The following is a 26,504-nucleotide window of genomic DNA, read 5'->3' on the forward strand; positions in this document are numbered from 1 at the left end:
TTCAATATAAAAGTAGGAGGTAATCTTCATGCAGCTTCAAGCACTTACCTCACCGAGCCTAATCAGTACTGGAAAAACGTTCCAATCAAAACCGGAGGCAATCCAGTACTTAGTCAAGCAGCTAGGTGATGCTGGCAAATTAACCAATTCCGAAGAATTTCTTCAATCTGTATTAGATAGAGAAAAGCTTTCCCCAACTGGCTTCGAAGGAGGGCTGGCCATTCCCCACGGAAAATCCGAAGCCGTCAGGGAAGCCGCTTTCGCGATTGCAACCTTGAAAAAGCCTTTAACCGACTGGGAAAGCATTGATCCAAACAACCAGGTTCAGCTGGTGATTTTACTTGCGATTCCTGAAAATGAAGCCGGTTCCACCCATCTGACTTTGCTTTCCGAATTCGTCAAGCGCCTGTCAGATGAATCGTATAAAAACAGGCTTCTGCACGCGAAAACAAACCAGGAACTTTTCAACCAGCTGGATAATACCGGAGATGCTTCTGTACAGGCAACTGCGCCAAAACTGAACAAAACGGTACTTGCCATTACAGCTTGCCCAGCAGGGATTGCCCACACCTATATGGCCGCAGAGGCATTAATCAAGGCTGGGAAGGAAATGGGTGTGGATGTGTTTGTTGAAAAGCAAGGAGCTAACGGCATCGAAGACCGCCATACCACCAGCCTTCTCCAAAAGGCGGATGCAATCATTTTTGCCAATGATGTCGCTGTCAAGGAAGAAGAGCGCTTCGCCCACCTTCCGAAGGTAAAAACGTCGGTAGCAGCGCCACTGCGAAATGCAAGGAATCTATTGCAGCAGGCATTGGACAAGGCGGAACGCACTCCGAAAAGAGAGTACAACCCGGCACAGACAGGTTCCGCTTCCCCGGAAGATGAGAATGGGGAAAAATCGTTTAAAACCGAAATTAAAGACTCTATTTTAACAGGGATTTCCTATATCATTCCTGTCATCGTGGCAGGCGGTATGACTCTTGCGGCTGCCGTGCTCATCTCCCAGGCATTTGGCCTTCAGGATGTGTATGCAGAAGAGGGTTCCTGGCTTTGGCTTTTGAGACAATTGGGCGGCGGGCTCCTTGGACAGCTGATGATTCCAATTCTGGCCGCTTACATGGCTTACTCGATTGCCGATAAGCCGGCACTCGGACCAGGTTTTGCAGCCGGGGTTGCCGCCAACCTGATTGGCTCCGGATTCCTCGGCGGAATGCTCGGAGGTTTCCTTGCCGGATTCTTCCTAAAGTATTTGAAGAAAAAAATCCAGCCAAAAGGCACATTTGCCGGTTTTGTCTCTTTCTGGGTCTACCCAGTTGTCGGAACACTTGTCGTCGGTTCCATCATGCTATTTGTCATTGGAGAACCACTGGCACTGATCAACGAGGGTTTGCTTAACTGGCTGAGCAGCCTGTCCGGAACAAACGCGCTTATCCTGGGAGCCATTCTTGGCGCAATGGTGTCCTTCGACCTTGGAGGACCAGTCAACAAAGCAGCCTACACCTTCTGTATTGGAGCTATGGCCAGCGGGAATTTCGTCCCGTATGCCGCCTTCGCATCGGTAAAAATGGTTTCCGCCTTCTCTGTAACAGCGGCAACAATCATTGGCAAGAAATATTTCACTCAACAGGAACAGGAAATTGGAAAACAAACATGGCTGCTTGGCCTTGCAGGAATAACGGAAGGTGCGATTCCGTTCATGATCAATGATCCATTGCGTGTGATTCCATCCTTGATTGCAGGTTCCGCCGTAACAGGGGCCATTGTCGCCTACTTTAACATCGGACTGGCCGTTCCTGGCGCCGGAATCTTCTCGCTGGCTCTTGTTGAAGGTCAGCCCCTGCTTCTCGCAGCAAGCATCTGGCTCGGTGCCGCTCTGCTGGGAGCCTTGATTTCCATGTTCCTGCTGATTGCAACACGTAAAAGCAAATTAAATAAACAAAGCAAACAAGCAGCAAAATCAGCTGCATGATCTAATACAAAAAAATATGGTGCCTGGAGAACTCTTTCCAGGCACCGTACTATTTGGAGGGAATCATGAAAAAAGTTCACATTGTACCGCATATGCATTGGGATAGAGAATGGTATTTTTCCACTGAAGAATCACGCATCCTGCTTGTCAACAACATGGAAGAAATTCTGGAAATGCTCGAGAATAACCCGGATTACCCGTACTATGTGCTGGACGGGCAAACCTCGATTCTAGAAGACTACTTTGCTGTAAAACCTGAGAATAAAGAGCGCGTCAAAAAGCTTGTACAGGAAGGCAAGCTGATTATCGGACCATGGTACACACAGACGGATGAGATGGTCGTGGGCGGCGAGTCCATCGTCCGTAATCTACTTTATGGTTTGAAGGACAGCGAAGAATTCGGCTCTCCGATGAAAATCGGCTACCTGCCGGATTCGTTCGGACAGTCTTCCCAGATGCCGCAAATCCTGAATGGCTTTGATATCAAATATTCCATCTTCTGGCGCGGCACTTCGGAGCGCCATGGCACGGATAAAACTGAATTTTACTGGGAAAGTGATGACGGTTCAAAGGTTCTTGTCCAATTGTTCCCGCTGGGCTATGCGATCGGAAAGTATCTTCCTGAAGATGAAGAAAAGCTGCAGGAGCGCATCAACAAGTACTTTACGGTTCTGGACCGCGGCGCGACAACCGAAAACATCATCCTGCCGAACGGCCATGACCAGATGCCGATCCAGAAGAATATGTTCACGATTATGGAGAAGCTTCGGAAACTGTATCCGGACCGCGAGTTTTTCCTGAGCCGATATGAAAATGTCTTTGATGAACTTGAGAAGAATTCGGCACTGCCAACGCTTCAAGGCGAGTTTTTGGATGGAAAGTATATGCGCGTCCACCGGAGCATCTATTCTACCCGAATGGACATCAAGGCCGCCAATACACGGATTGAAAACAAGATTACGAATATCCTTGAACCGCTGGCTTCGATCGCCTATTCGCTGGGCTTTGAATACCACCACGGCCTGATTGAGCTGATCTGGAAGGAAATCATGAAGAACCATGCCCATGACAGCATCGGATGCTGCTGCTCGGATAAGGTCCACCGCGAAATCGTGAACCGTTTCTTCCTTGCTGAAGAAAAAACCGATCAGCTTATCGAATACTATAAACGTAAAATCACGGATGCCATTCACACAGACCGCCAGGAAGACCGTTTGACCGCCTTTAACCTGCTTCCTTACGAGCGGAAAGAAGCTGTAACGACAAAGGTCATCACCAAGCTCGAGTCCTTTGGCCTTGAGGATGGTGACGGAAACTCTGTTGCTTTTGAAGTTCTGGAAAAGGAAATCATTGACCCAGGTTTGATTGACCGCCAAATTGTCCATTACGGCAATTACGACCCATTCTACCAGTACACCATCCAGCTAAAGGATTCCGTTCCGGCGATGGGGTATAAGACGTACTTTGTGGTGGATGCTGCAACTGAAATGGCTCATAGCTTCGTTGAAAAAGAAGCGGTTGAAACGGATTATTATGTAGTTTCCGTCAATCCAAACGGCACACTGAAAATCTTTGACAAAAAGCTGGAAAAAGAGTTCAACAACGTCCTGCTTTTAGAAAATGGCGGTGATGACGGTGATGAATATGACTTCTCCCCGCTGCCAAATGAAACGCTTCTTTACAGTGACAAGGCCGAAGCGGAAGTAAAGGTGACCCAGAACATATACGAAGCACAGCTGGACATTCAGCTAAGGCTTGAGGTGCCGGGTGATCTGGAGAAGCGCAAGCAAAACAAAGTTGACTCTTTCGTCGACGTTCGCTGGAAAATCACCATTCCAAATGATCAGCCTGTCATAAAAGTAGCGGCTGAACTGAACAACCAGGGCAAGGATCATCGCCTGCGCGCATTGATTCCAACAGGGATTGCTTCCTCCTTCTCTGTTTCGGACAACCAATTTGGATTCATCAAGCGGGATGTGTACGACTCCGCGATGGATGTGTGGCAGGAAGAGGATTGGGATGAGCGTCCAGATTCCATTTATCCAATGCTTTCCTTTGTCGGATTGTCTGACGAGGAGCATGGTGTCAGCGTCCTGACCAACAGCACACGCGAGTATGAAATCATTGGAGATCAGTATGATACGATTGCGATTACGCTGTTCCGCAGTGTCGGTGTACTAGGGAAAGAAGAAATGCTCAGAAGGCCTGGGCGTCCATCGGGAATTAAGCTTCCGACACCGGATTCGCAGATGCTCGGAGAACAAAAACTTGAATTTGCGCTTTCCATTCATCAAGGATCGGTCACAAGCGCCAATATCGGCCGTGCCGCCAAGGAGTATACAACGCCAATCGTTACGTATAACAAAATCCCGCATAACGCGATGAAGCTGAATCCCGAGGATGTACAGACGCCATTGAGCTTCAGCCTCATGCAGGAAACAAACAGCAGCACCGTGCTCAGCGTCCTGAAGAAAGCGGAAAAAGAAGACAGCTTCGTCCTGAGGTTCTTCAATCCGACAGAAGCGGAAAGCAAAGGCTCCTTCACCGTGAACCATTCCATTCAGCAGGCACATGAAGGCAATCTGAACGAACAAGCCACCGCCCCGCTGCACGTAGAGAACAACCAGTTCACAGTCAACGTGAAAAAGAACCAAGTAAAAACAGTGATGTTTTAATGAAGCATGGGGACGGTTCTGCTGCCTCAAACGGGGCCGTCCTCTTGCCACATTTTAGACACCGGTTTATTGATTAAAACGAATAATTGATGCAATCCTTGAGATAATTGAAGCAATACCTTTAATAATCGATGCAATAATCGCCATGTTTGATGCAATCAGCAAAAAACCAGCCTGTTGGGATAGCACAATCTCTCCCAACAGGCTGGTTTTGTTTAATTTCAGCCTCCGAATCCATTCACCGAGAGTATTACACCCCCGCAAAAGCCTCATGCGCCAGCAAAAGTGCCCCTGTAATCCCCGCCTGGTCTCCCAAGCCCGGACTAACAATATAATCCTCCAGCTCAGGCAAAGCCACATAACCATTCAAAAGCGTCTCCAGATGCTTATACACATAGCCAAAGACCTGCTTCTGGTTCATCACTCCGCCGCCAAGGATAATCTTCTTCGGGGAAAGGATCAGGATATATTGCATCAGCGCCTGGGCCAGGTAGTATCCTTCCAAATTCCAAACTTCTTCCCGATCCACAAGATTCACCCCTTTATCCTGCCAGCGGGCCTCTATCGCCGGTCCGGCTGCCAGCCCCTCCAGGCAGTCCCCATGAAACGGGCACTTCCCCTGAAAAGAATCATCAGGATGCCTTCTTACAAGGATATGGCCCATTTCCGGATGGGACAAGCCTTGCAGCAGCTTGCCTTGTACAATCGCGCCTGCCCCGATGCCCGTTCCTACCGTGATATACAGGCAGCTGTCCAGGCCTTTCGCCGCTCCAAATGTCGCTTCCCCTAGTGCTGCGGCATTTACATCTGTATTAAACCCAATCGGCACGTTGAAAGCATCCTTCAGAACCTTCACGAACGGGTAATTCTTCCACGCCGTTTTCGGTGTGGAGGTAATACAACCATAGCTTGCACTCTCACTGTTCACATCAATCGGGCCAAAGGAACCCACTCCAATCGCTTTCAACTCATAGGACCGAAAGAACTCAATGACATCCCTCATCGTTTCTTCAGGAACAGTTGTCGGAAACTGTGCGCGCTCCACAATCCTTCCCTTTTCATCGCCAACGGCGCAAACAAACTTGGTGCCGCCCGCTTCAATCGCTCCTAACATAAAAATCCCCTCCAAGTGACATTCTTTCTTCCATCGTACCACGGAAGAATCCTCCTAGAAGGGGAAAATTCAAATCTTCTATATTTTAATTAAAGCGTGCGGCTACTTATCGGTAATGCCTAGAGACTGATCCGCATGGGGCTAGTAACACCCTGACACTCTCGTGAGTAAAGAGGTTATTTTTCACCAGAATATGAGTACCTCCAGAACCTAATATGGGTGTAATAGAACAAAATTGTGTGAAAATGGAAAAGAATCTATTATAATTATAATACCTGGTATTTGCCAGCACGCATGGCTTCCCATGCGGTTCCCGCGGTTATAGGGTGGTCGTTTCGGCGTGCTACAATCAACATAAGCAAGCTGAATACGACTGGAGGATGCAAGCAATGCTAATCATACTTGATTTAATTGTTTTCATCTTTCGGGTCAGTTTTGAAACTGGCCTCTAATTATTACCTCGCATAGACGAGGGGGCGGTTGATGCTCTCTCCCCTAACGCCGCCAAAAATCAAGGGGAGGAGCAACCTTTTATGAACACTTTAACTGAATTAGATAAGAAGTTTTTATCTATTTGTCAAAAAGAGAGATTCAAAGAAGAGTTTGCTTTATACAAAGCAACTAAGACCGATACACTAAAGGAAGAACCACTTATTAATATCCAAATGGGTGCAGACGGGATTACTCATAAAATTTTTGAAAAACAAATCGACCATAATATAGACTCTATCTTTAATCGATTACATCGCGGCAACTATTACTTCTATCCTTTTCGCGAATTAGTCAAATCCAAGGATCCTTCGATAAAATCCCCCTATAAGGCTTTAAAGCTCAATAAAGAAAGGATACTATCCATTGCTAGCATCCGGGATGTTATTGTCCAAAAGGTTCTTTACGACTTTTTATATCCAAAGGCTGAAGAAAAGTTTAAGACATTGCCTTTAGTTAGTTTTGGTTACCGAAAGAACCTAAATGCACCGAAAGCCGCCAAAATGGTTCATTCTCATCTAAAGGATGGCTTTTGCTATGCAATTGATGGAGATATCAAAAAATTTTTCGACCAGATTCCCCATAATTTATTAGCCAAGGCACTTAAAGAATTTATCGGAGATTCTCCACTTGTTTATCAGCTTCTATATCGCTTTATACATGTGGACAGAATTGAATGGATAAGTTATAAAGATAAAATATATAAATTTAAAAAAGAGCGACCTACCCGAACTAAGCGTAGAGCTGGGATCCCTCAGGGTGGGATACTATCAGGATTAGTTGCCAATCTTTATTTGCATCAATTCGATCAATGGGTTGTTAATGAGCTAGGAAAAAGTTTACCTATCCGATATGTTAGGTACGCCGATGATTTTGTCATTTTAATCAAAGAGAAAGAGAAATTAGAACAAATAAAGCTGGAATGTTCTCAATTCCTTCAATCAATTGGATTAGAACTTCATTCTGATGAGAAGAAAACTAAATTAATAGATTTAACCCAAAAGGGGAGCTTCGTTAATTTTGTTGGGTTCTCAATTTCTACGACGGGAATACGGATTAAAAAACAAAATGTTCAAAGGTTCAAAGAACGAATAAATACAATTCTTGGCTCAACAAAACTTGGAACTCCTAAATCAATGAAGGTGCTAAAACTTAGATTGGATTACAAATTCTTTGGTAACGAAATGAAAAGAAGGGTTTGCAATACATGTGGCAAAAAGGAAATACGGCGAAATTGGCTAAGTTTTTTTCTTACTATCACGGATGTACAGCAATTAAAATCCTTGGACAAATGGGTGTCACAACAAATTCATAATAAACACTTCCTTGATACTGGTACGAGACTTCCTAGATCAGCTTTCAAACAAGGTAATTTTCCCTGCCTAGAGAAGATTTACTATTCCTATAGGAAGCAGAAAATCAAGGCAGACTCCGTATGCTCTTGCTCACCCTTGGAAGCTGAATTTGAAAATACCCGTAACCCCTTTGTCGAGCTTTTTAAATACTAGTACATTTCCTGCGTACTAATAAATAATGAAAAAGCATACTTAAAAAGACCAAGGATTTTTCAGCGAAAAAACTTGGTCTTTTTAAAATAGATTAACTTTAAATAAAAATTTATCCAGACTGATTCTCCTTTATATCTCTTACACTCTAGTCCCCAAAATCCTCGTCAATTCCTCATTCATCGGCCGGTTTGGGTCGAATCCAATGATTTCCGGCAATGCAGCAGCAAGTACCTGCAGAACTACATTGATATTCAGGCAGGAAGCCGTCAGCGGCCGATACGGCACAGAGATAGCATACGAATCATCCAACACATCGCTCGTCGCATTCACMACGAGCAGCCGTCCAGCCTTCTCCCGCAAAAACTCATTGGTCTTTAACATCTCGTCACGGCCAGGTTCTTCCGTAAGAATTGTAATCAGATTGCTGTTATGAGTAATGGTGCGGTGGAACCCATGCGAGAACTCGCCCAGCTCACAAACGGATGCCGGAACGCAGAGCGTCTCCATGATTTTCAGCATGCCTTCCACGGCCGTTCCATAGTTTGTTCCATATCCCATCACATAAAAATGCTGGATGGTGCTCCAGTCCTTATGGCTCTCAATCCATCTTCGGGCACCCTCAATAGTGGCCGGGACATCATCAATGCTGGCGGCCACTTCGTCAAGGTAAGTCTGACAGTCCTCCGCGGACAGAACCTCTTTTTCCTTGCCAATCCAGCAAGCCAGGAGCATCAATAGAGTAAGAGAGTTGCTGACACCTTTTGTCTTCGCGTTGCAAGGCTCGGGCCCGCTTAAAAAGTTCAAATAATAATCTCCAAGCTGCTGTACGGGGGTGTCTCTTTGTTCGGAGAGGGAGAGGACCTTGAAACCAAGCTCTTTCGCGTATGTAATGCTTCCTACCGTCCCCCGGCTTGTACCTGTCTGGGAAATCGCCACAATCAGCGCGGTCTCACGGTCAATGCCTTTTATCATGCTGTTATTCATAAAATCAAATGGTGTAAGAGCAGTGATTTCCACCTGCGCCAGCTCTTGATAAAACCTCTTTGCGACAAGTGTAATGTTTAACGAACTGCCTGATGCCACAAAAATGATCCGGCGTAATGCCCTAGTGTCATAAGCCTTCACAAACTCCTCCACCTGGCTGCTCGCAAACAGGTCTTTCAATCTGTCACTTTGCTCATAAATATGATTCCACATGATATTCCTCTCCAATCCCGACAACCCCTTTCCTTCTCTAAAAGGAAGCAGGAGAACCGCCCCCCTGCTTCTTAAACGTGCGATACGATGAATTCTGCTTGTCCTTTTACGCTATACTTGGTCATTCCGTGCGGCAGTACGAAGTGCGTTCCCTTTTCAAGAGGATAAACCTTACCGCCCACTGTCAGCTCGGCACTTCCATCCAGCACGCTCACCTGCAGGAAATCCGCCGTTAATTCACGAGCTGCCTCTCCATTTAGCTGCCAGTGGTATACGGTAAAGTATTGCTCTTCTACGAGTTTCTTTTCCGTCAACCCGCCGATCACCTTCTCTGCCTGCTCAACTTCGGCATCCTGATGAGGCACAGTCGTCACCTGAATGGAGCGTTCCAAATGAAGCTCACGTTTGTTGCCGGCTGAGTCTGTACGATCATAGTCATAAACACGGTAGGTGATATCGGAGCTCTGCTGGGTTTCGAGAATCACAATTCCCTTTCCAATCGCATGAATGGTTCCGCTCGGAACATAGACAAAATCGCCTGCCTTGACCTTTACACGGCGGAGCAGCTTGTCCCACTCGCCCTGTTCCACCATGTCTGCCAGTTCTTCCTGACTCTTAGCATGGTGTCCAAGCACCAGTTCGGCACCTTCCTCTGCGCTCACCACATACCAGCATTCCGTTTTGCCATATGGCACCCCTTCGACTTCACGGGCAAACTGGTCGTCCGGATGCACCTGGACAGAAAGGTCATCCGCGGCATCCAGAATCTTTACGAGCAAAGGATACTCTTCATCGTTATCGGCACTTTTGTTAAAAAGACTTCCGTTTTCCTTCCAGGCGTCCGCCAATGTCTTCCCGGCCAGCTCACCATTGCGAATAATGCTCGGTCCATTCGGATGTGCCGAAATGACCCAGGCCTCACCCGTTTGCTTTGAAGGAATTTCATAGCCAAACTGAGTGTTTAGTTTCTCCCCGCCCCAAATTCGTTCCTGAAGAACAGGCTGTAAAAAAATCGGTTCATTTTTGTACATAAGCGCCTCCAACTGATCAATTTTCGATATAATTCCTAGTCCCTACCAATTATATCCCTTTAGTAAAAAAGAGAGCAATTGATGCTCTCTTTTCACATTACTGAATGTCCTCAAGCAGCTTGTAAGCCTGCTCCTTACTTTCCGCCTGTAGCAGCTGCTCCCTGAATCCTTCATCCATCAGCTTGCGGGACAGCATCTGCAAGATTTTCAGATGGGCGTCTCCTGCTGCTTTTTCCGGCACAGCGATCATAAAGATCAGCTTTGCGTCCGAACCGTCAAGGCTCTTCCAGTCCACACCATCGCGCTTGATTCCAAACGCAACCGCCGGGTGCTTCACAGCCGCAGACTTTCCGTGCGGAATCGCAATATTCATGCCAAGCCCAGTAGAGCTTTGCTCTTCACGTCTTAAAATCGCATCTTTAAAATCCTGCTTGGAACTTAAAACGCCGCTTTGATCAAACTTGCTAATCAATTCATCAATCACATCATCACGGGTCGTTCCAACTAATTCAGGTTCAATCAGATATTCACTCGTAATATCGGTTAACTTTTTAATTTCCACATTAGCAGGTGCCGCATTGGCTTCAGCCTTCGGAGCCGCTTCCTTTCGCTCAGGCACAGCAGCCGCTTTGCCAGCTGCAGCTCCAGTTCCGGCCCCAGCGCCTGCCAATGCAGGTGTCGCACCTTCTACATCCTTTTTCAGCGCAAGCACCATCAACGCGGCAACAACGGAACCGACTGCTGCTGCCACAAAGAACATCAGAACATTGTCAACTGCACCAAGGACAGCTACAATCGGGCCGCCATGGGCTACCCGGTTGCCAACGCCGGAAATCATGGCGATGACCGAACCCACGATGGAACCAACGACAATACTTGGAATCACACGCAGCGGATCCTGCGCCGCGAATGGAATGGCTCCCTCGGTAATTCCGAACAATCCCATTGTGAACGAAGCCTTGCCAGCTTCTCTTTCTGTAGGACGGAATTTGCGCTTGTTAATGAATGTTGCCAACCCAAGAGCAATTGGCGGGATACAGATGGCAACCGCAATCGGCCCCATGATTCCGTAGTTGCCTTCGGCGATCATCGCGGAACCGAACAGGAAGGCTACCTTGTTGAACGGACCGCCCATGTCAACGGCAATCATCGCACCAAGAATAATCGCCAACACAATTGAACTGCTGCCTTGCATTCCGGCCAGCCATGTAGTCAAGCCTTCAAATACCGCTGCCACCGGCGCACCAATAACGAGGATAAACAATAGACCCACAATCACCGATGCTAAAACCGGGATAAAAATAATCGGCATTACCGGCAGAATTGCTTTCGGCACCTTTATCTTTTTAATCGCCAGCGCCACATAACCTGCCAGGAAACCGGCAATGATACCACCGATAAAACCTGCGCCTGCTTCACTTCCATAAAAACTGCCATTAGCTGCAATGTACCCGCCGATCATACCAGGTACCAAGCCTGGACGATCCGCAATACTCACGGCGATAAAGCCCGCAAGAATCGGTACCATGAACATGAAGGCTGTTCCGCCAAGAGCTTCTACCTGCTTCCAGATGGAATCTTCGGGAATCACAATTCCGCCAGGTGTCTGCTCGCCGCCCAATGTCAGGGCAAGGGCAATCAATAATCCCCCGACAACAATGAATGGAACCATGTAGGAGACACCATTCATTAGATGCTTATAAATAGGATTCTCTTTTTTACCGCTCTTTTTGCTCTCACCAGCACCTGCCAGTTCGGGCTTATAAACGGGAACATCTCCGCCCATCACTTTTTTGATGAGCTCTTCCGGTTTGTGTACTCCATCCTGGACACCGGTAACGATGACCTTTTTCCCGGCAAAGCGATCTTTTGAGACCTCTTTGTCAGCAGCGATGATAATGCCGTCCGCTTCTGCAATATCCTGTTCCGTCAGCGCATTTTCAACGCCAATGGAACCCTGTGTTTCTACTTTTATATCGACGCCCAGCGCTTCGCCTGCTTTTTGCAGGTTCTCTGCAGCCATATAAGTATGGGCAATCCCAACGGGACAAGCTGTAACCGCTAGTATTTTCGCCATGCTAGTTCCTCCTGCCTATGAAGTATAATAAGTAATCGCTTACCTATATACTACCCCCTCCAATGGTCCCCATTCTTTTTACTTTTTACCGGAAGTTCCGGTAAAAAGAGATTTATAACAAATCTCCCCCTTCCCTTTAGTATTTTGGCTGTATGGACAATCCGGGGAAGAAGATTCCCTCCTTCCGCAATTGGGAGGAAGGGCAAGGACACCGTAATAGAAAAAGCACAGGTTCCCCTGTGCTTCGCTATGCTATATTTAGTATCTTTAAATGCCGTGTGAAATCTCTGTCTAATGTCGTAATAAATTCACCTTAACTTCTTCTCTTTATAAAGTTCGATTAAGGAATTCCCCGGTACTGTTGTGACGGCCAGTTTTTTTCGGATAGCGGTCACGTCAATACTCGTTGTTTTTTCTTGGTGAGGTTCTGTCATTTGATAATTAAATGGTTTCTTTTGTGACATATCAATCACCTCAAATTAAAAGTTCTTTTTATTCTTTCATCTTATTGATTCTTCTCCAACACCCGCAAAAAGTCCGTGAAGCTTTTGGCTTCAAGCAGCTCATGCACGACCATTGGCGATTCACTCAGCTTTGCGATATTGCTAATCGTACTCCGCAGTTCCCCCTGGTTTTCCTTTGACAAGGCAATCATGAAAACGAGGGACACCTGTTCACTGCCCCACTCCAGCGGTTTCTCAAGAACACCCACAGCCAGTGCTGGCTTTATAATCAGGCCTGGGTCTCCATGCGGAATGGCAATGCCGCCGCCAATGGCCGTGGCCGACTTGCGCTCACGGCTGACCGCGCTGTGAACAAAATCCTGTTTGACATAGCCTTTTTCAGCGAGCTTCATCGCCAGCAGTTCCACCACCTGATAGCGATGCTCTTTCCCCATTCCGAAAAACATCAGCTCTTCTGTCAGGAACGGAGAAAAGACCTCGCCATTTTGCCCAGTGCCCTTGTTTGATTCCAGCTCCTGCACAAACTGGCTCAGCTTTTTCTTGTCCTCCTGTCCGAACAGCGGAGAAATCACGAGCGAAGGAGTGGAGATTTTTTCAAGCGGGAGTGTGGAGATGATGAAATCAACCTTTTGCTGTTTCAAATAGGCATACACTTCCGCTTTGCCGATACAGGCGACAATATCAATGGCCTCGTACTGCTGCTCAATCTTTGCCTCCAGCAGATGCGACATACCGATGCCCATATGGCAGACAATCAATGCCTGCTTTTTCTGCACTTCCCTCCTGCCTTCGAGCCGTTCGATGGAAGCCTGGAAGTGAAGCACAATATAAGCCGCTTCATCTTCAGGTATATCGATTTTATAGGCTTTACCCAGTTCCTCCAGCGCCAGGATCACCATGCTGAACATGTACGGATACATTCTCTTAATGTTCGCCAGCAGCGGGTTCGTAATCGGGAAGCCATACTGAATCCGGCTGATGACCGAATGCATATGCACCTTGAGGCCGTTCATCAATACGTGATCGTCCTCAAACGGAAACAGCGTAAGCTTTCCCATCCTGTCAACCAGCATAGGAACAAGCTGCTCATACTTCCCGTTGGTTTGCCATACCTGTTCCAACCCTTCTTCCAGCCGCTTCCCGCTGATGAGATGCCAGGTAAAATACACCTTTTCTTCCTCGGGGAATGCCATCCGGAAGGCGTTTTCAAGCTGGGTGAAAATCCAGCTGGCAAACTGATATTCCGTCCGAGAAGCCGCCTCTTTTTTCTCCGCATCCCGGACAAATACCGCTGCCTTCTGCCGCGTCCGCTTGACCATAATGAGTGCATGCACAAGCAGGCTCTCGAGCGCTTCATCCGTGAAGGCAATTGAAAAATTCTCCTGCATTTCCTGAAGCGCTTTCCTCACGGCCGCTATTTCATACGGCATAAACAAGTCCAGTACGGCACTTTTGTCGCTGGAAAAGCTCGGTATCAGCTCCGGCAGATGGGCAAGCGCATTCCGTTTCTTCAGCTCTGGCCCCTCAACCACATTCCCGATTCCCGGCTTGGAGACAAGCTCAAGCTCGTAGCGCCCCAGCCAATTGTAAATTGTCTCGATATCCTTTTTAATCGCCGCTTTCGGCGCAAAATAACGGTCTGCCCAGTACTGCAGCGTTATCGCCCTGTCACTCGTCAGAAGCTGAAAGGCCATTTCAAACAGCCGCTCTTCAATGGTCTTCGGCTCACTCGCGAATAGGCTGCGCAGTATATCAGCTTTTTCCTCTTCGTCCATTTCCACCATAACCCCAATCCCAGGCTTGCGGATCAGACTGGCATTGTCATACTGAAGCATAAATTCCTCTAGGCGGTCCAAGTCATTCCGTACGGTCTTCTCTGAACAACCCAGCTCCTCCGCCATATCGTTTATTTGCAAAGATCCTTCCTCATGAAGGAGCAGCATCCTTAATAATTCTTTTTGTCTTTGATTCATTACTGCACCCGCTCCATTTCACTATCTATAAAAGTGTAGCTTGAATAAAGAAAGGAAGCAAGAAGGGAAACCGCATCAAAACCGGTGCGTTCCCATTGTTCACAAACCATTCACAACTCCTTCTCTCCCACCCCGTCCTTTCTCATCACCAAACCCTATATAGACAGTGAAAGGGTGGTGCAATTATATGAATTTAAAATCGGGCTCCATTGACAAGTTTGAACAGTTTTCCCAGTTTGCCAGTTTGAAAGAGTTTAACACCCATATGGAAATGTGGCTGGCGGTACATAAGCATGAGTTCTCGAAAGGTGAGCTGGTTGGCTTGAAGCGGCTGGTCCGCTTTGCCGCGAAGGTTCCCGGCGTCAGCAACGCCAAGATTGGAACAATCCTGAAAGCGATCCATCAGGAATACGAAGGCAACGGCATCTCCCGCTCCACATTCAAAAGGATGGTCCAAAAAGCCATTCAACTGGGAATCATCACCGTCCATGAAACCGAAAGAAAGAACGGCTCACAAACCAGCAATCTCTATGTCTTCAACGCTTTTCCCAAAAGTGAACCACCCAAAGAGCAGCAATTGAACCACCCTAAAGAAACTATCATTCCTCTTAAAACTAAAAATAAAGATCTAAAAAAACGTAAAGAAACCGCTCCTGAGGAAAATTCACCAAGTGTTGAACCTTTATCCACAGACCTTGATGACACCTATACGAGCGATACTGTACCAACAGCTTTCGTCCAGCTAGTTAAAAACTTCTTCCCGTCAGCCAAGACCATCGAAGAGTACTGGAGAATGGCCTGCATCGCTGCCTACCGGGAAAGCTGCGAAGACAAAACAGACAAGGTGCTGGAAATTGCCATTCACTCATTCAAGCAAATGATCGGCAAGCTGAAATCCAACACCGTCCGCAACCCATTCGCCTACTACTTTGGCATCCTATCCAAAAAGTTCAATGAACTCTATTTCGAAGATCTGTATGAAATAGAGCATGGGGACGGTTCTGCTGCCTCMCCCCAGTAAGTAAATAAATCACACGAACCGTCCCCCTGCCTCACCAGGATTCGCCATACTGTGACAGCAATACAACCATTGCCCAACAAGCAAAAACTCGCCTGATTACCCGTTCTAAAATTAACTTCGATGCCACCCTTCACCGAGGTTGATTTATCAAGGCGACTTTAATCAAACGTTTGATTAGTGTGTCATAATGATGCTTTTTTCACTGCCTTCCATAATTCGACGCATTCACTCAAAAATGAGACGCTTATGTTTTCCACTTGGTTATTTTTCCTGTGTTAGTTTTGCTATAGAGTTTATTGTTGATTGGATGTAGAGCGCGGGGGATAAGAGTGGGAGTACGCCTGTATGGGTTAGTAGATGAACACAATTCCTTGGATACCCCAGGAAGGAACATTGTGGACTAACTTTACAAGCCAATGGGAGTTTAAACAAACTAAATTCAAAAGAGCTACCCTATTGAGCTGGGTAGCCCTTTCTGATAGCAACACTCAAAGTCACAACGTCAACAAGTTGCTTACTTTAAGAAATCAGCCCAATATATAAGAGTGGGAAAAATTAGGTGAACGGCGGAACCGTCCCCATGTTTTAAATTGTATCTTTTCCACCATCAACAATGTAGGTTTGGCCAGTTACGTAAGATGCTTCATCCGATGCCAGGAAGCAAGCGACATTCGCCAGTTCAGATGGTTCACCGATTCTTCCCATTGGGATGGCTTCTGAGTATACTTTTAACATGTCCTCGTCTACATCTTTCAAAATACCGGTATTAACAACGCCTGGAGAAATTCCGTTGACACGAATGTTATCACGGGCATAATCGTGACCAGCTTGACGGGTTAACATTAAAACAGCACCTTTTGAAGTAACATAAGCAGGCGATCCAGGAGTCGCATGTTTGGATGAAATAGAAACGGTATTTACGATTGAACCGCCACCATTTTGTTTCATATAAGGAACCGCATGTTTTATCCCAAAGAATGGGCCGTTTATGTTGATGCTAATTACTTTATTCCATTGCTCCTCTGTATATTCTTCGATGTTTGCATAAGCTCCAATGATTCCAGCATTGTTACATAAGATATCCAGTTTGCCAAAAGTACTTACTGCTGTTTCAATAAGGTTTTTTACATCTGCTTCTTTTGAGACATCTACTTTTACAGCTTTTACTTTTTCACCAAAAGTCTTTTCAAGGTCAAAGATAGTGTCTGTAATATCACCAGCAACGACTTTTGCACCTTCTTGAACAAACTTCTCTACGATTGCATAACCGATACCGGAGGCAGCTCCAGTTACTACCGCTATTTTGTTTTCCAGTCTCATAAAGAATTCCCTCCCTGTTTATACTTAAAATATTCACAATTCTAATTTAACATCTTTTTCGAAAACGAACGTAAACACATCTGCTTCAAATGAAGCATAAACAACAGTTATACTTATAGTGTTGGGTTTTACTTGAATAGGAGCTGGCCATATGGATTTTAAAATAGATCGAAGAGTTAAAAAGACTAAACTTTCTTTAAAAAATGCTTACATTGATTTAATTGAACAGTACAAGGGACATGAAATTACAGTATCCATGATTGCACAATATGCAGACCTGAATAGAGCAACCTTTTATGCCCACTATTCAAATAAGGAAGAGTTTCTGGAAGAAGCTTTGTGCGAGCTGTTAGAGGGATTAAGGGAAGCGATTTTAACTCCCTTTGAAAATAAGAATAGGATCAATGTAAATTCTTTAGCGCCTACAACGGTTCAAATATTTGAGTATATCGAAAAAAACAAACGAGAATTTTATGCCTTGCATAATAGTCATACAGATTTTAAAAAGCGTATGGAGGAGTTGTTTTATCATATTTTTTCTAAGGATATTTTAATTGAGACAAAGTCCACAACGGGCAAGGTCAATTATGAAATGTTTTTACATTATCAAACGAAGGCCACACTAGGGCTAATCTTTTATTGGATTCAAGGTAAATTCCAATATTCCGCGAAATTTATGATGGATCAACTTACAACACTCTCCAACACTCAAGTAATAGATTTGAAGAAAATATGACATCATTTTCTCCCTAAAGAAGTAAGGAAATCGGCGGTACTCTGGTATCGCCTTTTCTGATTTAGGTTTGCCTGTGAAGCAATTCATTGTCCACAAGTCCTCATCCCCCGCCATGTTCTTTCCTGCACCCCTATATAGAGAGTGAAAGGGTGAATTAACTTCGATGCCACCCTTCACCGAGGTTGATATATCAAGGCGACTTTAATCAAACGTTTGATTAGTATGGCCAAATTCAGTCGAGTTGGGAGTTTGCTCTTTTTCGACATCGTGCCGATACAGTAGCCATATATTGATGCATTCCGATTGCAATGTAGCCAACCTTTGCGAAATTTGTCACAATTTGTCGCCACCAAACCAAAATCCTTCTATACCAAGGGCTGCCGCCACCCCAACACCAACCCAATAACCAATTATCACTCATCACCCAACAAGTGTTTCCCTTATGCAACTTTCCCGCAGTCCACTGTGTGTTAAAAGAATGGCCCATATTTTGTAATAGTCTTAAAAGGAGACTTACCGTGGGCAAATTCCATGCAGTTCATATCGGCAATGTGCTAGTAAGACTGAGAAAACAGAAGTTAAAATCACAGGAGCAGCTGGCGGAAGACAGCGGCCTGGATCCCAGGACCATCCAGCAACTTGAAGGCAACCACCAGCAGCCATTGAATGACACGTTATATTCTCTCGCTTACGCACTCGACATCCATCCGGTTGAGTTCTTCCGGCTGATCCATGAAGAATACTGCAAGAACGGACACTGGCCGCTGCAGCCAGCAAAGGAGGAAGGGGACCTCTCATAACCCCCTCCTTCCCCGGCAGCCTGGCCCAGTCACCACCCTAAATTTGTAAGCGCTAACAAAAACTTACGAAGGATTCAGCCGCACATGTTTACATTAAAAACAAACAGAAAGGCGTGCATCACCGAGAATCAACTTCCAGGCTCTCTACCTGACATACCAGCAGATTCAACTAAAAATCTATCCAGCAGACCTGCTGCAAAAGGAGTCGAAGCATTTGTTCATTGAACCTCATTACATCGTCAAACCGCAATTCATGCACATGGCCGGCCACTATGATCGCAATGGAAAGCTTTGCAGCCTCGTATTTGAAACAAACAGGATCCTCATCGTCGACAAGTCCCCCTTGGAAATCATCGCCGACAGCATCCGCTGGATTGGCTTTAACCTGAAAGGGGCGATGGAATCGGCAAGATGGCTCTTAGGCAGTACCCATATGTGCCCGCTCGTCGTCAATCCCATCCAGCAAATCGTCCTGTTCCCCACCCGCGCAGCCAGACACGAAGACACCATTTGGTTCAACCCGGAACCCATCTTTAGAACCTACAGCCAGCGAAGGAACACCATCATCTTATTCACCAACGGCAGCACCCTGACCGTCCCAATCCGCCTTACATCCTTCAACACGAAACTGCAGTCCGCCGAACAGCTGAAAATCATCACACGCGCAACCGCCAACCACACCTTCTCTTTCATCCTTGACCCGGCAACCAGGCCCGTCCGGAAGAAGAGGCGGAAGAATAAGAAGAGGCAGGCACCTAAGTAAAATGGGACATGGGGACAGATTCTGTCCCAGCGGGTGGTTTGGCCCTTTCCAAACGGGCAGGACATGGTGCCTGTCCCTCTGTCCCACCAATCAAACGAAAAGAAATTCCGGAGGTGCAGCAGTGGAAATAAAGTTTGAACGTTTTACAATTTTAGTAGATCGCATTGTGGAGCTTAGGCCCTTTGAGAGAGGAACCATTTATATCATGGAGTCGCGAATCGAAGGAAGAGGGGTACTATGAAGTTGACCTTTTCTTTCAAGATGCCATCACGGATGCAATTGTAGAGGAATTACAGGGGACCAGTAGAGCAAGAAGCCAGGAAAATAATACCCCAACCAGCTACAATATCCTTTGAGAATGCCTTAATGCCATTGATGACCCCTTCAGGATATTGAAACCAAAGAAATGGCCAGGAAAATGAGCAGGTTTTAGAATATTTAACCCGCTCTTTCCCTACAAAAAAAATTTTCTAAACCCTTAGGTAATTCTCACAGTTCTTTCTGAAATAGCAGGCAGTTCTCCATCAAGAAGGCCTTCATTCCTCAATAGACAAACGCTGCCTTCTTGAAACTAACCCTATTCGAACCCTTTTCCAAACGCCTACTCCACATCATCCGAAGGTTCATATGTCTTTATCTTTATCTGAAAACCTTCATAAGTTGTTAGCATCTTCCCTACTTCTTCCCATGTATATGGCTTTCCATCGATGATAACAAGCGGAGTGTCCTCTGAGGTTTGGTCGTACTCCAGGAAACCCGTAATTTGATCATGAATCATCGTATTGTAGGCCCTACCATCCGGATACACCTTTGCTTCAACCTGCTGCAATCCCGTACCCTTCCGTGCTTTCTTCATCAATTTTTGAAGCAAATCTTGCTGATTGCAGTCCAGTTCACCATCCACAGCAAATTTATAGCCCAATTCAATGCTTTCTGCAGCTTCCATATAGATCCCATTAGGATGGATCCGCCGTTCCACATGAAAGGTTCGCTCAACACCTTGAAAATCCTTCACAGAAAAAGATTGGGCAACCTCCTCCAGCTGCACATCCATTTCTTCTGCCATGATTTCAGAGTAACAATCATGACATATGTACAGGCTCGTTCCTTCCAGGTCAAAATGAATATTTGCTTCCCTTGAATCACAACGCTCGCACCGGCTCATACACTCACCTACGTTTTGTTTTTCTTCCAGTTTATCACACGGAAACCCCGTTTCTCATCAACTTCCTTCTCATCACTGCCCAAATGTAGAATGCCAGGACTAAGTCCCACTAGGATGGTTTAAGGGAACGTCCCCTTTTACACCGCTACAGTACTTACTCCTCTTCTCCAGCTCCGTTCCTTCATAATACCTCAGCAGTATTTCAACATTCACAAAGAGAGGTGCTGCGGCTTTGGGATATTTATATAGGTGAAAACTGCTCCATCGATAATTCTCTGGCTCCCTGACCATCCTGGCGGCAACGGGGTTGAGGTGGATGTAGCGGCTGACTTCAAGCATGCCTTCCTTTCCATCGATCAGCTTGTCATAGAACCGTTTTTCATAGACATGCCCGGTAAGCTTGTATTTTGTATTGTAATAATTCGCATAGCGCTTGTTGATGAGCGCCATGAGTTTGGATAACGGGGTGTCACATGACCGAATTTGGAGATGGTAATGATTCGTCATCAGGCAATAAGAGGCGATTTCAAATGGATGCTTTTCATGGAGCTGTTCGAGGATATGGAAAAAGGCTTCAAAGTCGGTCACGTTGCGAAACAAAGGGTCTCGCCGGTTTCCCCGACAGACAATATGGTAAAAGCGCTTGGGAATCCAGACTCTCTTTGGACGCGGCATTATGTCTCCCTCGCGATGCTTTGTTTTTTAGGGGCACTCCATCTTCTTAAATTAAAAGCTTCCCATAAAGAACTGTCAGTGATGTCCTTTTCGCCTGCCAAGTCGGAAATCGTTCTTGCCAGCCGGATAATTTTGATCTGCACACGGTTGCTCCAGTTGTGCTTGGAAGCCACCTTTGCAAGCAATCTTTGCTGCTCGTTCGTCAGCGGGCTGCTTTCTGCCAGCACTTCAAAAGGCACTTTGCTGTTGGGAATGTCCATCCCGTAGCGCAAGTATTGGAGCTCACGCGCCTTGGCCACCCTTTTTCGGACCGTGCTGGAAGTCTCCTGGTTGGTTGTGCCTTGTTCCAAAGAAACCGATTTTAAAGCCAGCAAAATATCAACCCGGTCATAAACAGGTCCCGATAAGCGATTCTGATATGCCTGAATCTGCTTCGGTGTGCATGTGCAATAATGGCGGCTGGAACCAAGGTAGCCACACGGACAAGGATTCATCGCCCCAATTAAAAGAAACGAGGAAGGATAGGTCACAGTAGAAAGAGCGCGTGAGATCGTCACGGTGCCTGTCTCAAGCGGCTGGCGAAGCATATCAAGCGTCTTCTTCGCAAATTCCGCCATTTCATCGAGGAACAAAATTCCGTGGTGGGCAAGCGAAATTTCACCTGGTCTCGGTGTCGAACCGCCTCCGATAATGGCAACGGAAGAAGCGGAATGATGGGGGTGTCTGAAGGGAATACTTTGGCCGTTGCTCCGCTTTTCCCCTGCCAGCTGGTAAAGGCTGAAAACTTCAAGCTGTGCCTTGTTCGTCAATGCTGGAAAGATGGACGGAAACGTTTCTGCAAGCAGGCTTTTGCCGCACCCTGGAGGACCGCTCATCAGCACATTATGCTCCCCAGCTGCTGCAATTTCCAGTGCGCGTTTGGGATACTCATGGCCGATTACATGGCAAAAGTCTTTCAGATACATTTTGGAAGCGAGGTGAATGGGGCTGGAAAGAGGAATAGCAGCAGAGAAGGAAAGGGATTTCTGTCCTTCAAGATGGTTGACAACCTCTTCAATGTGCTGGACAACGACACACTCGATATTCTCGAGCATATGAACCGGGATATGGGGATCATGAGGAAAGTAAACTCGTTTCAACCCTAGGGCAGCAGCAGATACCAAGGCCGGCAGCATCCCTTCCGCTTTTTGGACCGTGCCGTCCAGCGACAAAGCCCCGATAAATGCCGTATCCAAGGGAATTTCGCTCTGAATCACATTTAATTCCTTCAAGGCAGCAATCGCAATCGCCAGATCAAATAGCGGCCCATTCTTCTTTTGCTCCGCAGGCGACAAGTTTACTACCACCTTCTGATCCGTCAGATCCGCAGCAAAATGACTCAGCGCCGCAATCACCCGCTCCCGTGACTCCTTCACAGATGCATCCGGCAGCCCGACAATCACCATCGACTCCGTCCCGGGCGAAATCCTCACCTCAACCTGGACAACATAGCCCTCCAGCCCCTTCAAACCGATACTGGATACCTTAACCGTCATAGCAGAACCTCCAAAACTATTAAATTTTAATGATCCGAGAGATTAGAAAAATAGAGCGTTTAGAGAATTTCTCGAAAAGAATATGAGAAGAAAAAACACAGCAGAGGAATAGCAGGAGAAGCATCAGAGGGATAATGGCAGCAAACCGCCACTCACTAAACATTCAACATAAAATCAAAAACACCTTCAATACCAAAAGAAAAAGATAGAAAAAATCAAACAGCACACCAAGGCCAGCCAACCTTCTCTATCTCTCTTGTGGAACAGACCGTGAAACAAGATTTTCCGAGAAGTGACAGGCACCGTTCCCTAATATGCATAGGCGTATTTACACAGAGCTTAGAGGCGTTACTAGTAAAAGGACAGATACCTTTTAATATTATTCCTAGCCCTTCCTCCGATATGTATTTCCCCTTTTATCCCTTCATACAAGTTAGTGTTTTCGAGATAACTGGTCATGCTCTAATGTTTGCTATTTTAACCTGTTTGTTATTTATAAATGCTCAACGATTAAATTTAGCATTTATTATTTCATTGCTTTTTGCCATTGTCACAGAGTTACTTCAACCCTTTTTTGGACGGGGTGCCGATTTTTATGATCTTTTTGCTAATTTCATCGGTATCATAACTGTTGTATTTTTCTATATCATTGAAAAAGTTTTCACAAGGGAATCAATTTATTCTCCGGAGAATAAATAAATAACCCTGGGGGCCAGGCACCCTCCAAAACTTTACCAACCTCTCTTCTCTTCTATCACGTACGTGCAATATTGCTCGACTCATCAAGAAAGAGGATTCCGTGATGTGCAAATGATATTTCGCCAGGTTTAGGATAGGTTCCACCGCCCAACAAGGAAACTCCGGATGCCGAATGATGAGGTTGTCTCATAGGACGGTATTGAAAATAAGGAAATTCTACCCTGCCTAGTTGGTAATACTAAACAACTCTAGGGCTTCTTCAGAATTTAAACCAGGAAAAATGGTTGGTTAAGCCTCTGTAAGCACACTTTTTCCGAACCCTGGAGGTCCACTTAATAACCCATCCAAATTTTTGGATGCTACCTGGCACCCAGTGTTCTTTATAAATCTAGCTTAGCCTTTTCTCTGTTTTCTGACTTTACTTAATTTCTTTATGCCTTTGCTAAGTCTAGAAAAATATTTTCTGTAATATCTTGCATTAATTTCTCTATTCTCAAATGGAGGAAACAAGTAGTGTAAAACACTTGAGAATAGATACAAATTCTCTGCAAAAATTTCATCATAAGAAGCATGTGAGCGAAGTCCATTTTTAATAAGCATTTTATGTAATGGCAACTGAACAAATTCATAGGAAGTGAGTTGGATAATATAATATATAACATCTTCCCTTTTACTAGGCGCATCCCTTCCTAAATTATAAACATTATAAATTTCGCCGGATATCTCGATATCTTCTAACATATTCTTATAATGCTCTACCTCATGTTTCCACATATCCCAAAGCTCACATGCTACTCCATAATTATAATACTGAACATCTAATGCTTCCTCTAAAATTTTGGTTAAATATTGGATAAACTCACTTTTATCATGTTGAGGTATTATGTCCATATTTTCGTAAAAAGTCCTATCCAAATTGCTCTCTGATAAGGACTGCCTAATGCTCTCTATTTGTTGATAGGAAATTTTCATTTGGCGCCCAATCATAAAAATGGAAGTGAAATAATAATTTAAACATACCATTGTAGAGTTTTTAACCATCTTTGCTATAGAATCCACAACGAAGCGTTCCCTATTCACATTCCATCTATCATCCTCAACTATGTTCAAGGTATTTACTGGAGTTGTAAATTGATATATCCAATTAAACAGATCGTCTGTTCGAATCTCTTCAGGCAATAATTCTAAATTCGCTGAATATAGAGCCTGTTGTACGGATGTAGAAAGCCTTCTATTTTCTAACTCCACTTCCTATACACCGCTTTCTATAAGTTTCTTAAATTCTTCACTATCAAAAAAACTTCTTAAATAATTTTTTATTGATGTTTGATCTTTATGATTCCCGAGATATTTAATAACTATTTCATTACCTTCCAACTCGTTAAAAAATACAATGCATGGTAAAGATCTATATTCCACACCAAAGTGTTTTGCAATGTTTAATGCCTCCTGCCGGTCAAATACTACGTTATATTCTTCTTGAATAAGAGAGTCAAGCCGCACGGAATTATCATTACCAATTACAATTGTACAATTACTATTTCCATCTACAGTGATTCCACTAAACTTTGTTGTGAAATTACGCAAAGATTCCGACAATTTATCCACTAGCCTTCGCTTCTTAGTATACCGCGTGCCATAGGAATCCCACCAAATATGCTGTTTTTGTTTTACATAGCTAAACCATTTTTTTGAAGGCGGCTCAATTACAAATAAGACACACTGATTTCCTGTTATAATATCTAATTCAAAAATTCCCTCCTTCATGTAGTCAACTAAAACGCGATCACTATCTGAGTAAAGTAAAAAACCAAATAGTTCGACTCCTTTCACTTTCAATGTGATACAGGCTATCTTTACATCATCTAATCCAGGGACGATATACATTTGTATCCTCCTTCTAATTACTATCCACAATCAATGTAAAAATACGATTTACATACGGTTTTATTTTATCTAAAATTAATACGGACTTACTTGCAATATCTATAATTTTATTCATATTATCATAAAAATTTGCTTTTTCCTTTTCTGGTTTTTCTTGTATCTCTTCCGCTTCCCCTTTACACTGAGACACTAAAGGGACTAATTCTCTATCACGTATCTCTTCAACCTCATCCGGTAAATTTCTAATTTCTTTCTGCAAATTTTTCATTTCCTGCATTACTTTTTCCCAAACCTGTTTATCAGATGAGATATTCTTAGATTTCTGGTTAAATTCGTTCTTGTTAAACAACACTGAGCCAGGCCCAATCACCACTGCAGTTTCTTTGTTACCCTCAACTTTAATATTACTATATTTCGCCATAAACTAATTCACTCCTTATCCCCTATAATTTAAATACTTCATTTTGCAAACTATTCATTTACATTATACTGCAAACCAGTTTTAACCAATACATATAAAGTCTATAATACTAGCAGGACCTACTCAAAACAAAAAATAATTACATGTGCGGGCTTCTAGAATGTTATAGAAGCCAATAACATTGCTTTGAATAGTGCTTGTACTCATTTAGAAATTAATCCGCACAAGCTTGCAGACTTGATTAAGCTAATTCTCAAAAAATTTACCTTCTCAAATCCACTTATGGAACAAATCGTGAAACAAGATATTTCGGGGAGTGACAGGCACTACAATATTCTATAAGATTTTTATAATTCATAAGAATAGAGAAATAGATCGTTGAGATTTCCGAGAAAAAATATGAGAAGAAAAAACACAGTAGAGAGTATAAAAGGAGAAGCATTAGAGGGATTATAGCAGCAAACCGCCCCTCACTAAGCATTCAACGTAAATAAGAAACTCCTTCAAACCCCAAAAGAAAAAGATAGAAAAAATCAGCCAGGACATCGAGACCAGCCAACCTTTTCTATCCTTTTGTGGAACAGATCCTGAAACAAAATTTTTCGGGGAGTGACAGGCACCGGCCCTTTATGGCGGTATCGAGTTTCAAATTCTTGTAGAACTCTCTCACTCGTTACCATCGCACCCTTGTTATTTTAAACACTACTATTTGTAAATTAAGCACATAAATACCTAGTAAATACTATTATTTTAATAACCGAGCAACTCATAGCAAAATAGGATCTGACTACTCTTTTCAGGCTAAAAAAAAAGAACAAGCACAGCGTGAGAACTGGCTTGTTCTTTCCAAGCATATATTTATTCTAAAGGTCACATAGGCCATTGAGTGATCTTGATTTTCCTATCAAAATAGGATAAGACGGTTGAAGCGCCTGCAAGCTTTAACTTCAGTGTTGTAGTAATAGTTGGGTGACGAAAGAAT

20 protein-coding genes and 1 pseudogene are annotated in these 26,504 nt (G+C 44.7%); 8 read left to right on the top strand and 13 right to left on the bottom strand.

The window, feature by feature from the left end; genetic code table 11:
- The first annotated feature begins 28 nt into the window (after positions 1 to 28).
- Both mngA and mngB read left to right on the top strand, forming a co-directional pair.
- Positions 29 to 1,972 carry a PTS 2-O-a-mannosyl-D-glycerate transporter subunit IIABC gene (gene mngA, locus ADU22_RS03570; RefSeq protein ID WP_053360940.1) on the top strand — a complete coding sequence of 648 codons (1,944 nt, stop codon included), beginning with the start codon at positions 29 to 31 and terminating at the stop codon, positions 1,970 to 1,972.
- A 65-nt stretch (positions 1,973 to 2,037) separates the two neighbouring features.
- Positions 2,038 to 4,647 (top strand): mannosylglycerate hydrolase, encoded by a 2,610-nt coding sequence (gene mngB, locus ADU22_RS03575; protein ID WP_053360941.1) that lies wholly within the window; start codon positions 2,038 to 2,040, stop codon positions 4,645 to 4,647.
- A gap of 250 nt (positions 4,648 to 4,897) precedes the next feature.
- Here the strand turns inward: mngB and ADU22_RS03580 are convergent, their stop codons facing one another.
- Positions 4,898 to 5,761, bottom strand: coding sequence for an ROK family protein (locus tag ADU22_RS03580; RefSeq protein ID WP_053360942.1), 864 nt, complete (start codon positions 5,759 to 5,761; stop codon positions 4,898 to 4,900).
- Positions 5,762 to 6,294: 533 nt separating this feature from the next.
- Here ADU22_RS03580 and ADU22_RS03585 point away from each other — a divergent pair.
- Positions 6,295 to 7,758 carry a reverse transcriptase domain-containing protein gene (locus tag ADU22_RS03585; protein ID WP_053360943.1) on the top strand — a complete coding sequence of 488 codons (1,464 nt, stop codon included), beginning with the start codon at positions 6,295 to 6,297 and terminating at the stop codon, positions 7,756 to 7,758.
- A gap of 138 nt (positions 7,759 to 7,896) precedes the next feature.
- Here the strand turns inward: ADU22_RS03585 and ADU22_RS03590 are convergent, their stop codons facing one another.
- The 4 genes from ADU22_RS03590 to ADU22_RS03605 all read right to left on the bottom strand — a co-directional run bounded on the left by ADU22_RS03590 (position 7,897) and on the right by ADU22_RS03605 (position 14,500).
- Positions 7,897 to 8,955, bottom strand: coding sequence for an SIS domain-containing protein (locus ADU22_RS03590; RefSeq protein ID WP_053360944.1), 1,059 nt, complete (start codon positions 8,953 to 8,955; stop codon positions 7,897 to 7,899).
- A gap of 71 nt (positions 8,956 to 9,026) precedes the next feature.
- On the bottom strand, positions 9,027 to 9,986 hold the full coding sequence (gene manA, locus ADU22_RS03595; protein ID WP_053360945.1) for a mannose-6-phosphate isomerase, class I: 960 nt from the start codon (positions 9,984 to 9,986) through the stop codon (positions 9,027 to 9,029).
- 97 nt (positions 9,987 to 10,083) lie between these two features.
- Positions 10,084 to 12,063, bottom strand: a complete 1,980-nt coding sequence (locus ADU22_RS03600; RefSeq protein WP_053360946.1) for a PTS fructose transporter subunit IIABC — start codon at positions 12,061 to 12,063, stop codon at positions 10,084 to 10,086.
- A 505-nt stretch (positions 12,064 to 12,568) separates the two neighbouring features.
- Positions 12,569 to 14,500 carry a BglG family transcription antiterminator gene (locus ADU22_RS03605; protein WP_053360947.1) on the bottom strand — a complete coding sequence of 644 codons (1,932 nt, stop codon included), beginning with the start codon at positions 14,498 to 14,500 and terminating at the stop codon, positions 12,569 to 12,571.
- 187 nt (positions 14,501 to 14,687) lie between these two features.
- On the opposite strand from ADU22_RS03605, the gene ADU22_RS03610 reads away from it, so the two are divergent.
- Positions 14,688 to 15,521 (top strand): hypothetical protein, encoded by an 834-nt coding sequence (locus ADU22_RS03610; protein WP_053360948.1) that lies wholly within the window; start codon positions 14,688 to 14,690, stop codon positions 15,519 to 15,521.
- Positions 15,522 to 16,106: 585 nt separating this feature from the next.
- Here ADU22_RS03610 and ADU22_RS03615 read toward each other — a convergent pair.
- Positions 16,107 to 16,841, bottom strand: coding sequence for an SDR family NAD(P)-dependent oxidoreductase (locus ADU22_RS03615; protein ID WP_053360949.1), 735 nt, complete (start codon positions 16,839 to 16,841; stop codon positions 16,107 to 16,109).
- A 151-nt stretch (positions 16,842 to 16,992) separates the two neighbouring features.
- Between ADU22_RS03615 and ADU22_RS03620 the strand changes: the two genes are divergently transcribed.
- The 3 genes from ADU22_RS03620 to ADU22_RS03630 all read left to right on the top strand — a co-directional run bounded on the left by ADU22_RS03620 (position 16,993) and on the right by ADU22_RS03630 (position 19,140).
- Positions 16,993 to 17,577 (top strand): TetR/AcrR family transcriptional regulator, encoded by a 585-nt coding sequence (locus tag ADU22_RS03620; protein ID WP_053360950.1) that lies wholly within the window; start codon positions 16,993 to 16,995, stop codon positions 17,575 to 17,577.
- Positions 17,578 to 18,095: 518 nt separating this feature from the next.
- Positions 18,096 to 18,377 (top strand): helix-turn-helix domain-containing protein, encoded by a 282-nt coding sequence (locus tag ADU22_RS24890; protein WP_053360951.1) that lies wholly within the window; start codon positions 18,096 to 18,098, stop codon positions 18,375 to 18,377.
- A 214-nt stretch (positions 18,378 to 18,591) separates the two neighbouring features.
- Complete coding sequence (locus ADU22_RS03630) at positions 18,592 to 19,140, top strand: competence protein ComK (RefSeq protein ID WP_053360952.1); 549 nt, start codon at positions 18,592 to 18,594, stop codon at positions 19,138 to 19,140.
- Between the two features lie 601 nt (positions 19,141 to 19,741).
- Here the strand turns inward: ADU22_RS03630 and ADU22_RS03635 are convergent.
- The 3 genes from ADU22_RS03635 to ADU22_RS03645 all read right to left on the bottom strand — a co-directional run bounded on the left by ADU22_RS03635 (position 19,742) and on the right by ADU22_RS03645 (position 22,515).
- The gene (locus tag ADU22_RS03635; RefSeq protein ID WP_053360953.1) at positions 19,742 to 20,305 is read right to left on the bottom strand and encodes a DUF7686 domain-containing protein; all 564 of its coding nucleotides are present in this window, start codon (positions 20,303 to 20,305) and stop codon (positions 19,742 to 19,744) included.
- 99 nt (positions 20,306 to 20,404) lie between these two features.
- Positions 20,405 to 20,980 (bottom strand): REP-associated tyrosine transposase, encoded by a 576-nt coding sequence (locus ADU22_RS03640; protein WP_053360954.1) that lies wholly within the window; start codon positions 20,978 to 20,980, stop codon positions 20,405 to 20,407.
- Positions 20,980 to 22,515 (bottom strand): YifB family Mg chelatase-like AAA ATPase, encoded by a 1,536-nt coding sequence (locus ADU22_RS03645; protein WP_053360955.1) that lies wholly within the window; start codon positions 22,513 to 22,515, stop codon positions 20,980 to 20,982. The genes ADU22_RS03640 and ADU22_RS03645 overlap by 1 nt, the downstream gene beginning before the upstream one ends.
- 270 nt (positions 22,516 to 22,785) lie before the next feature.
- Here ADU22_RS03645 and ADU22_RS03650 point away from each other — a divergent pair, with 270 nt between their 5' ends.
- Positions 22,786 to 23,214: a VanZ family protein gene (locus ADU22_RS03650; RefSeq protein WP_053360956.1), complete on the top strand. Its 429-nt coding sequence runs from the start codon at positions 22,786 to 22,788 to the stop codon at positions 23,212 to 23,214.
- 55 nt (positions 23,215 to 23,269) lie between these two features.
- Here the strand turns inward: ADU22_RS03650 and ADU22_RS25485 are convergent.
- From ADU22_RS25485 to ADU22_RS03665, 4 genes and pseudogenes are all read right to left on the bottom strand, one after another.
- Positions 23,270 to 23,410, bottom strand: a pseudogene (locus ADU22_RS25485) (ATP-binding protein); the annotation flags it as partial.
- 197 nt (positions 23,411 to 23,607) lie between these two features.
- Complete coding sequence (locus tag ADU22_RS03655) at positions 23,608 to 24,462, bottom strand: hypothetical protein (RefSeq protein ID WP_053360957.1); 855 nt, start codon at positions 24,460 to 24,462, stop codon at positions 23,608 to 23,610.
- Between the two features lie 3 nt (positions 24,463 to 24,465).
- The gene (locus ADU22_RS03660) at positions 24,466 to 25,101 is read right to left on the bottom strand and encodes a hypothetical protein (RefSeq protein WP_053360958.1); all 636 of its coding nucleotides are present in this window, start codon (positions 25,099 to 25,101) and stop codon (positions 24,466 to 24,468) included.
- A gap of 13 nt (positions 25,102 to 25,114) precedes the next feature.
- Positions 25,115 to 25,522: a hypothetical protein gene (locus ADU22_RS03665; protein ID WP_053360959.1), complete on the bottom strand. Its 408-nt coding sequence runs from the start codon at positions 25,520 to 25,522 to the stop codon at positions 25,115 to 25,117.
- Between the last annotated feature and the right edge of the window lie 982 nt (positions 25,523 to 26,504).

It is taken from the genome of Bacillus sp. FJAT-27251 (assembly GCF_001273925.1).
In the GTDB taxonomy this organism is placed as follows: Bacteria; Bacillota; Bacilli; order Bacillales; family Cytobacillaceae; genus Mesobacillus_B.

Bases quoted from the DNA above. Each gene is read 5' to 3' on its own strand.
- ADU22_RS03635 (WP_053360953.1), bottom strand. From the start codon at position 20,305: ATGAGCCGGTGCGAGCGTTGTGATTCAAGGGAAGCAAATATTCATTTT.
- manA (WP_053360945.1), bottom strand. From the start codon at position 9,986: ATGTACAAAAATGAACCGATTTTTTTACAGCCTGTTCTTCAGGAACGA.
- ADU22_RS03645 (WP_053360955.1), bottom strand. From the start codon at position 22,515: ATGACGGTTAAGGTATCCAGTATCGGTTTGAAGGGGCTGGAGGGCTAT.
- ADU22_RS03580 (WP_053360942.1), bottom strand. From the start codon at position 5,761: ATGTTAGGAGCGATTGAAGCGGGCGGCACCAAGTTTGTTTGCGCCGTT.
- mngB (WP_053360941.1), top strand. From the start codon at position 2,038: ATGAAAAAAGTTCACATTGTACCGCATATGCATTGGGATAGAGAATGG.
- ADU22_RS03615 (WP_053360949.1), bottom strand. From the start codon at position 16,841: ATGAGACTGGAAAACAAAATAGCGGTAGTAACTGGAGCTGCCTCCGGT.
- ADU22_RS03605 (WP_053360947.1), bottom strand. From the start codon at position 14,500: ATGAATCAAAGACAAAAAGAATTATTAAGGATGCTGCTCCTTCATGAG.
- ADU22_RS03640 (WP_053360954.1), bottom strand. From the start codon at position 20,980: ATGCCGCGTCCAAAGAGAGTCTGGATTCCCAAGCGCTTTTACCATATT.
- ADU22_RS03600 (WP_053360946.1), bottom strand. From the start codon at position 12,063: ATGGCGAAAATACTAGCGGTTACAGCTTGTCCCGTTGGGATTGCCCAT.
- ADU22_RS03620 (WP_053360950.1), top strand. From the start codon at position 16,993: ATGGATTTTAAAATAGATCGAAGAGTTAAAAAGACTAAACTTTCTTTA.
- ADU22_RS03585 (WP_053360943.1), top strand. From the start codon at position 6,295: ATGAACACTTTAACTGAATTAGATAAGAAGTTTTTATCTATTTGTCAA.
- ADU22_RS03665 (WP_053360959.1), bottom strand. From the start codon at position 25,522: ATGGCGAAATATAGTAATATTAAAGTTGAGGGTAACAAAGAAACTGCA.
- mngA (WP_053360940.1), top strand. From the start codon at position 29: ATGCAGCTTCAAGCACTTACCTCACCGAGCCTAATCAGTACTGGAAAA.
- ADU22_RS03660 (WP_053360958.1), bottom strand. From the start codon at position 25,101: ATGTATATCGTCCCTGGATTAGATGATGTAAAGATAGCCTGTATCACA.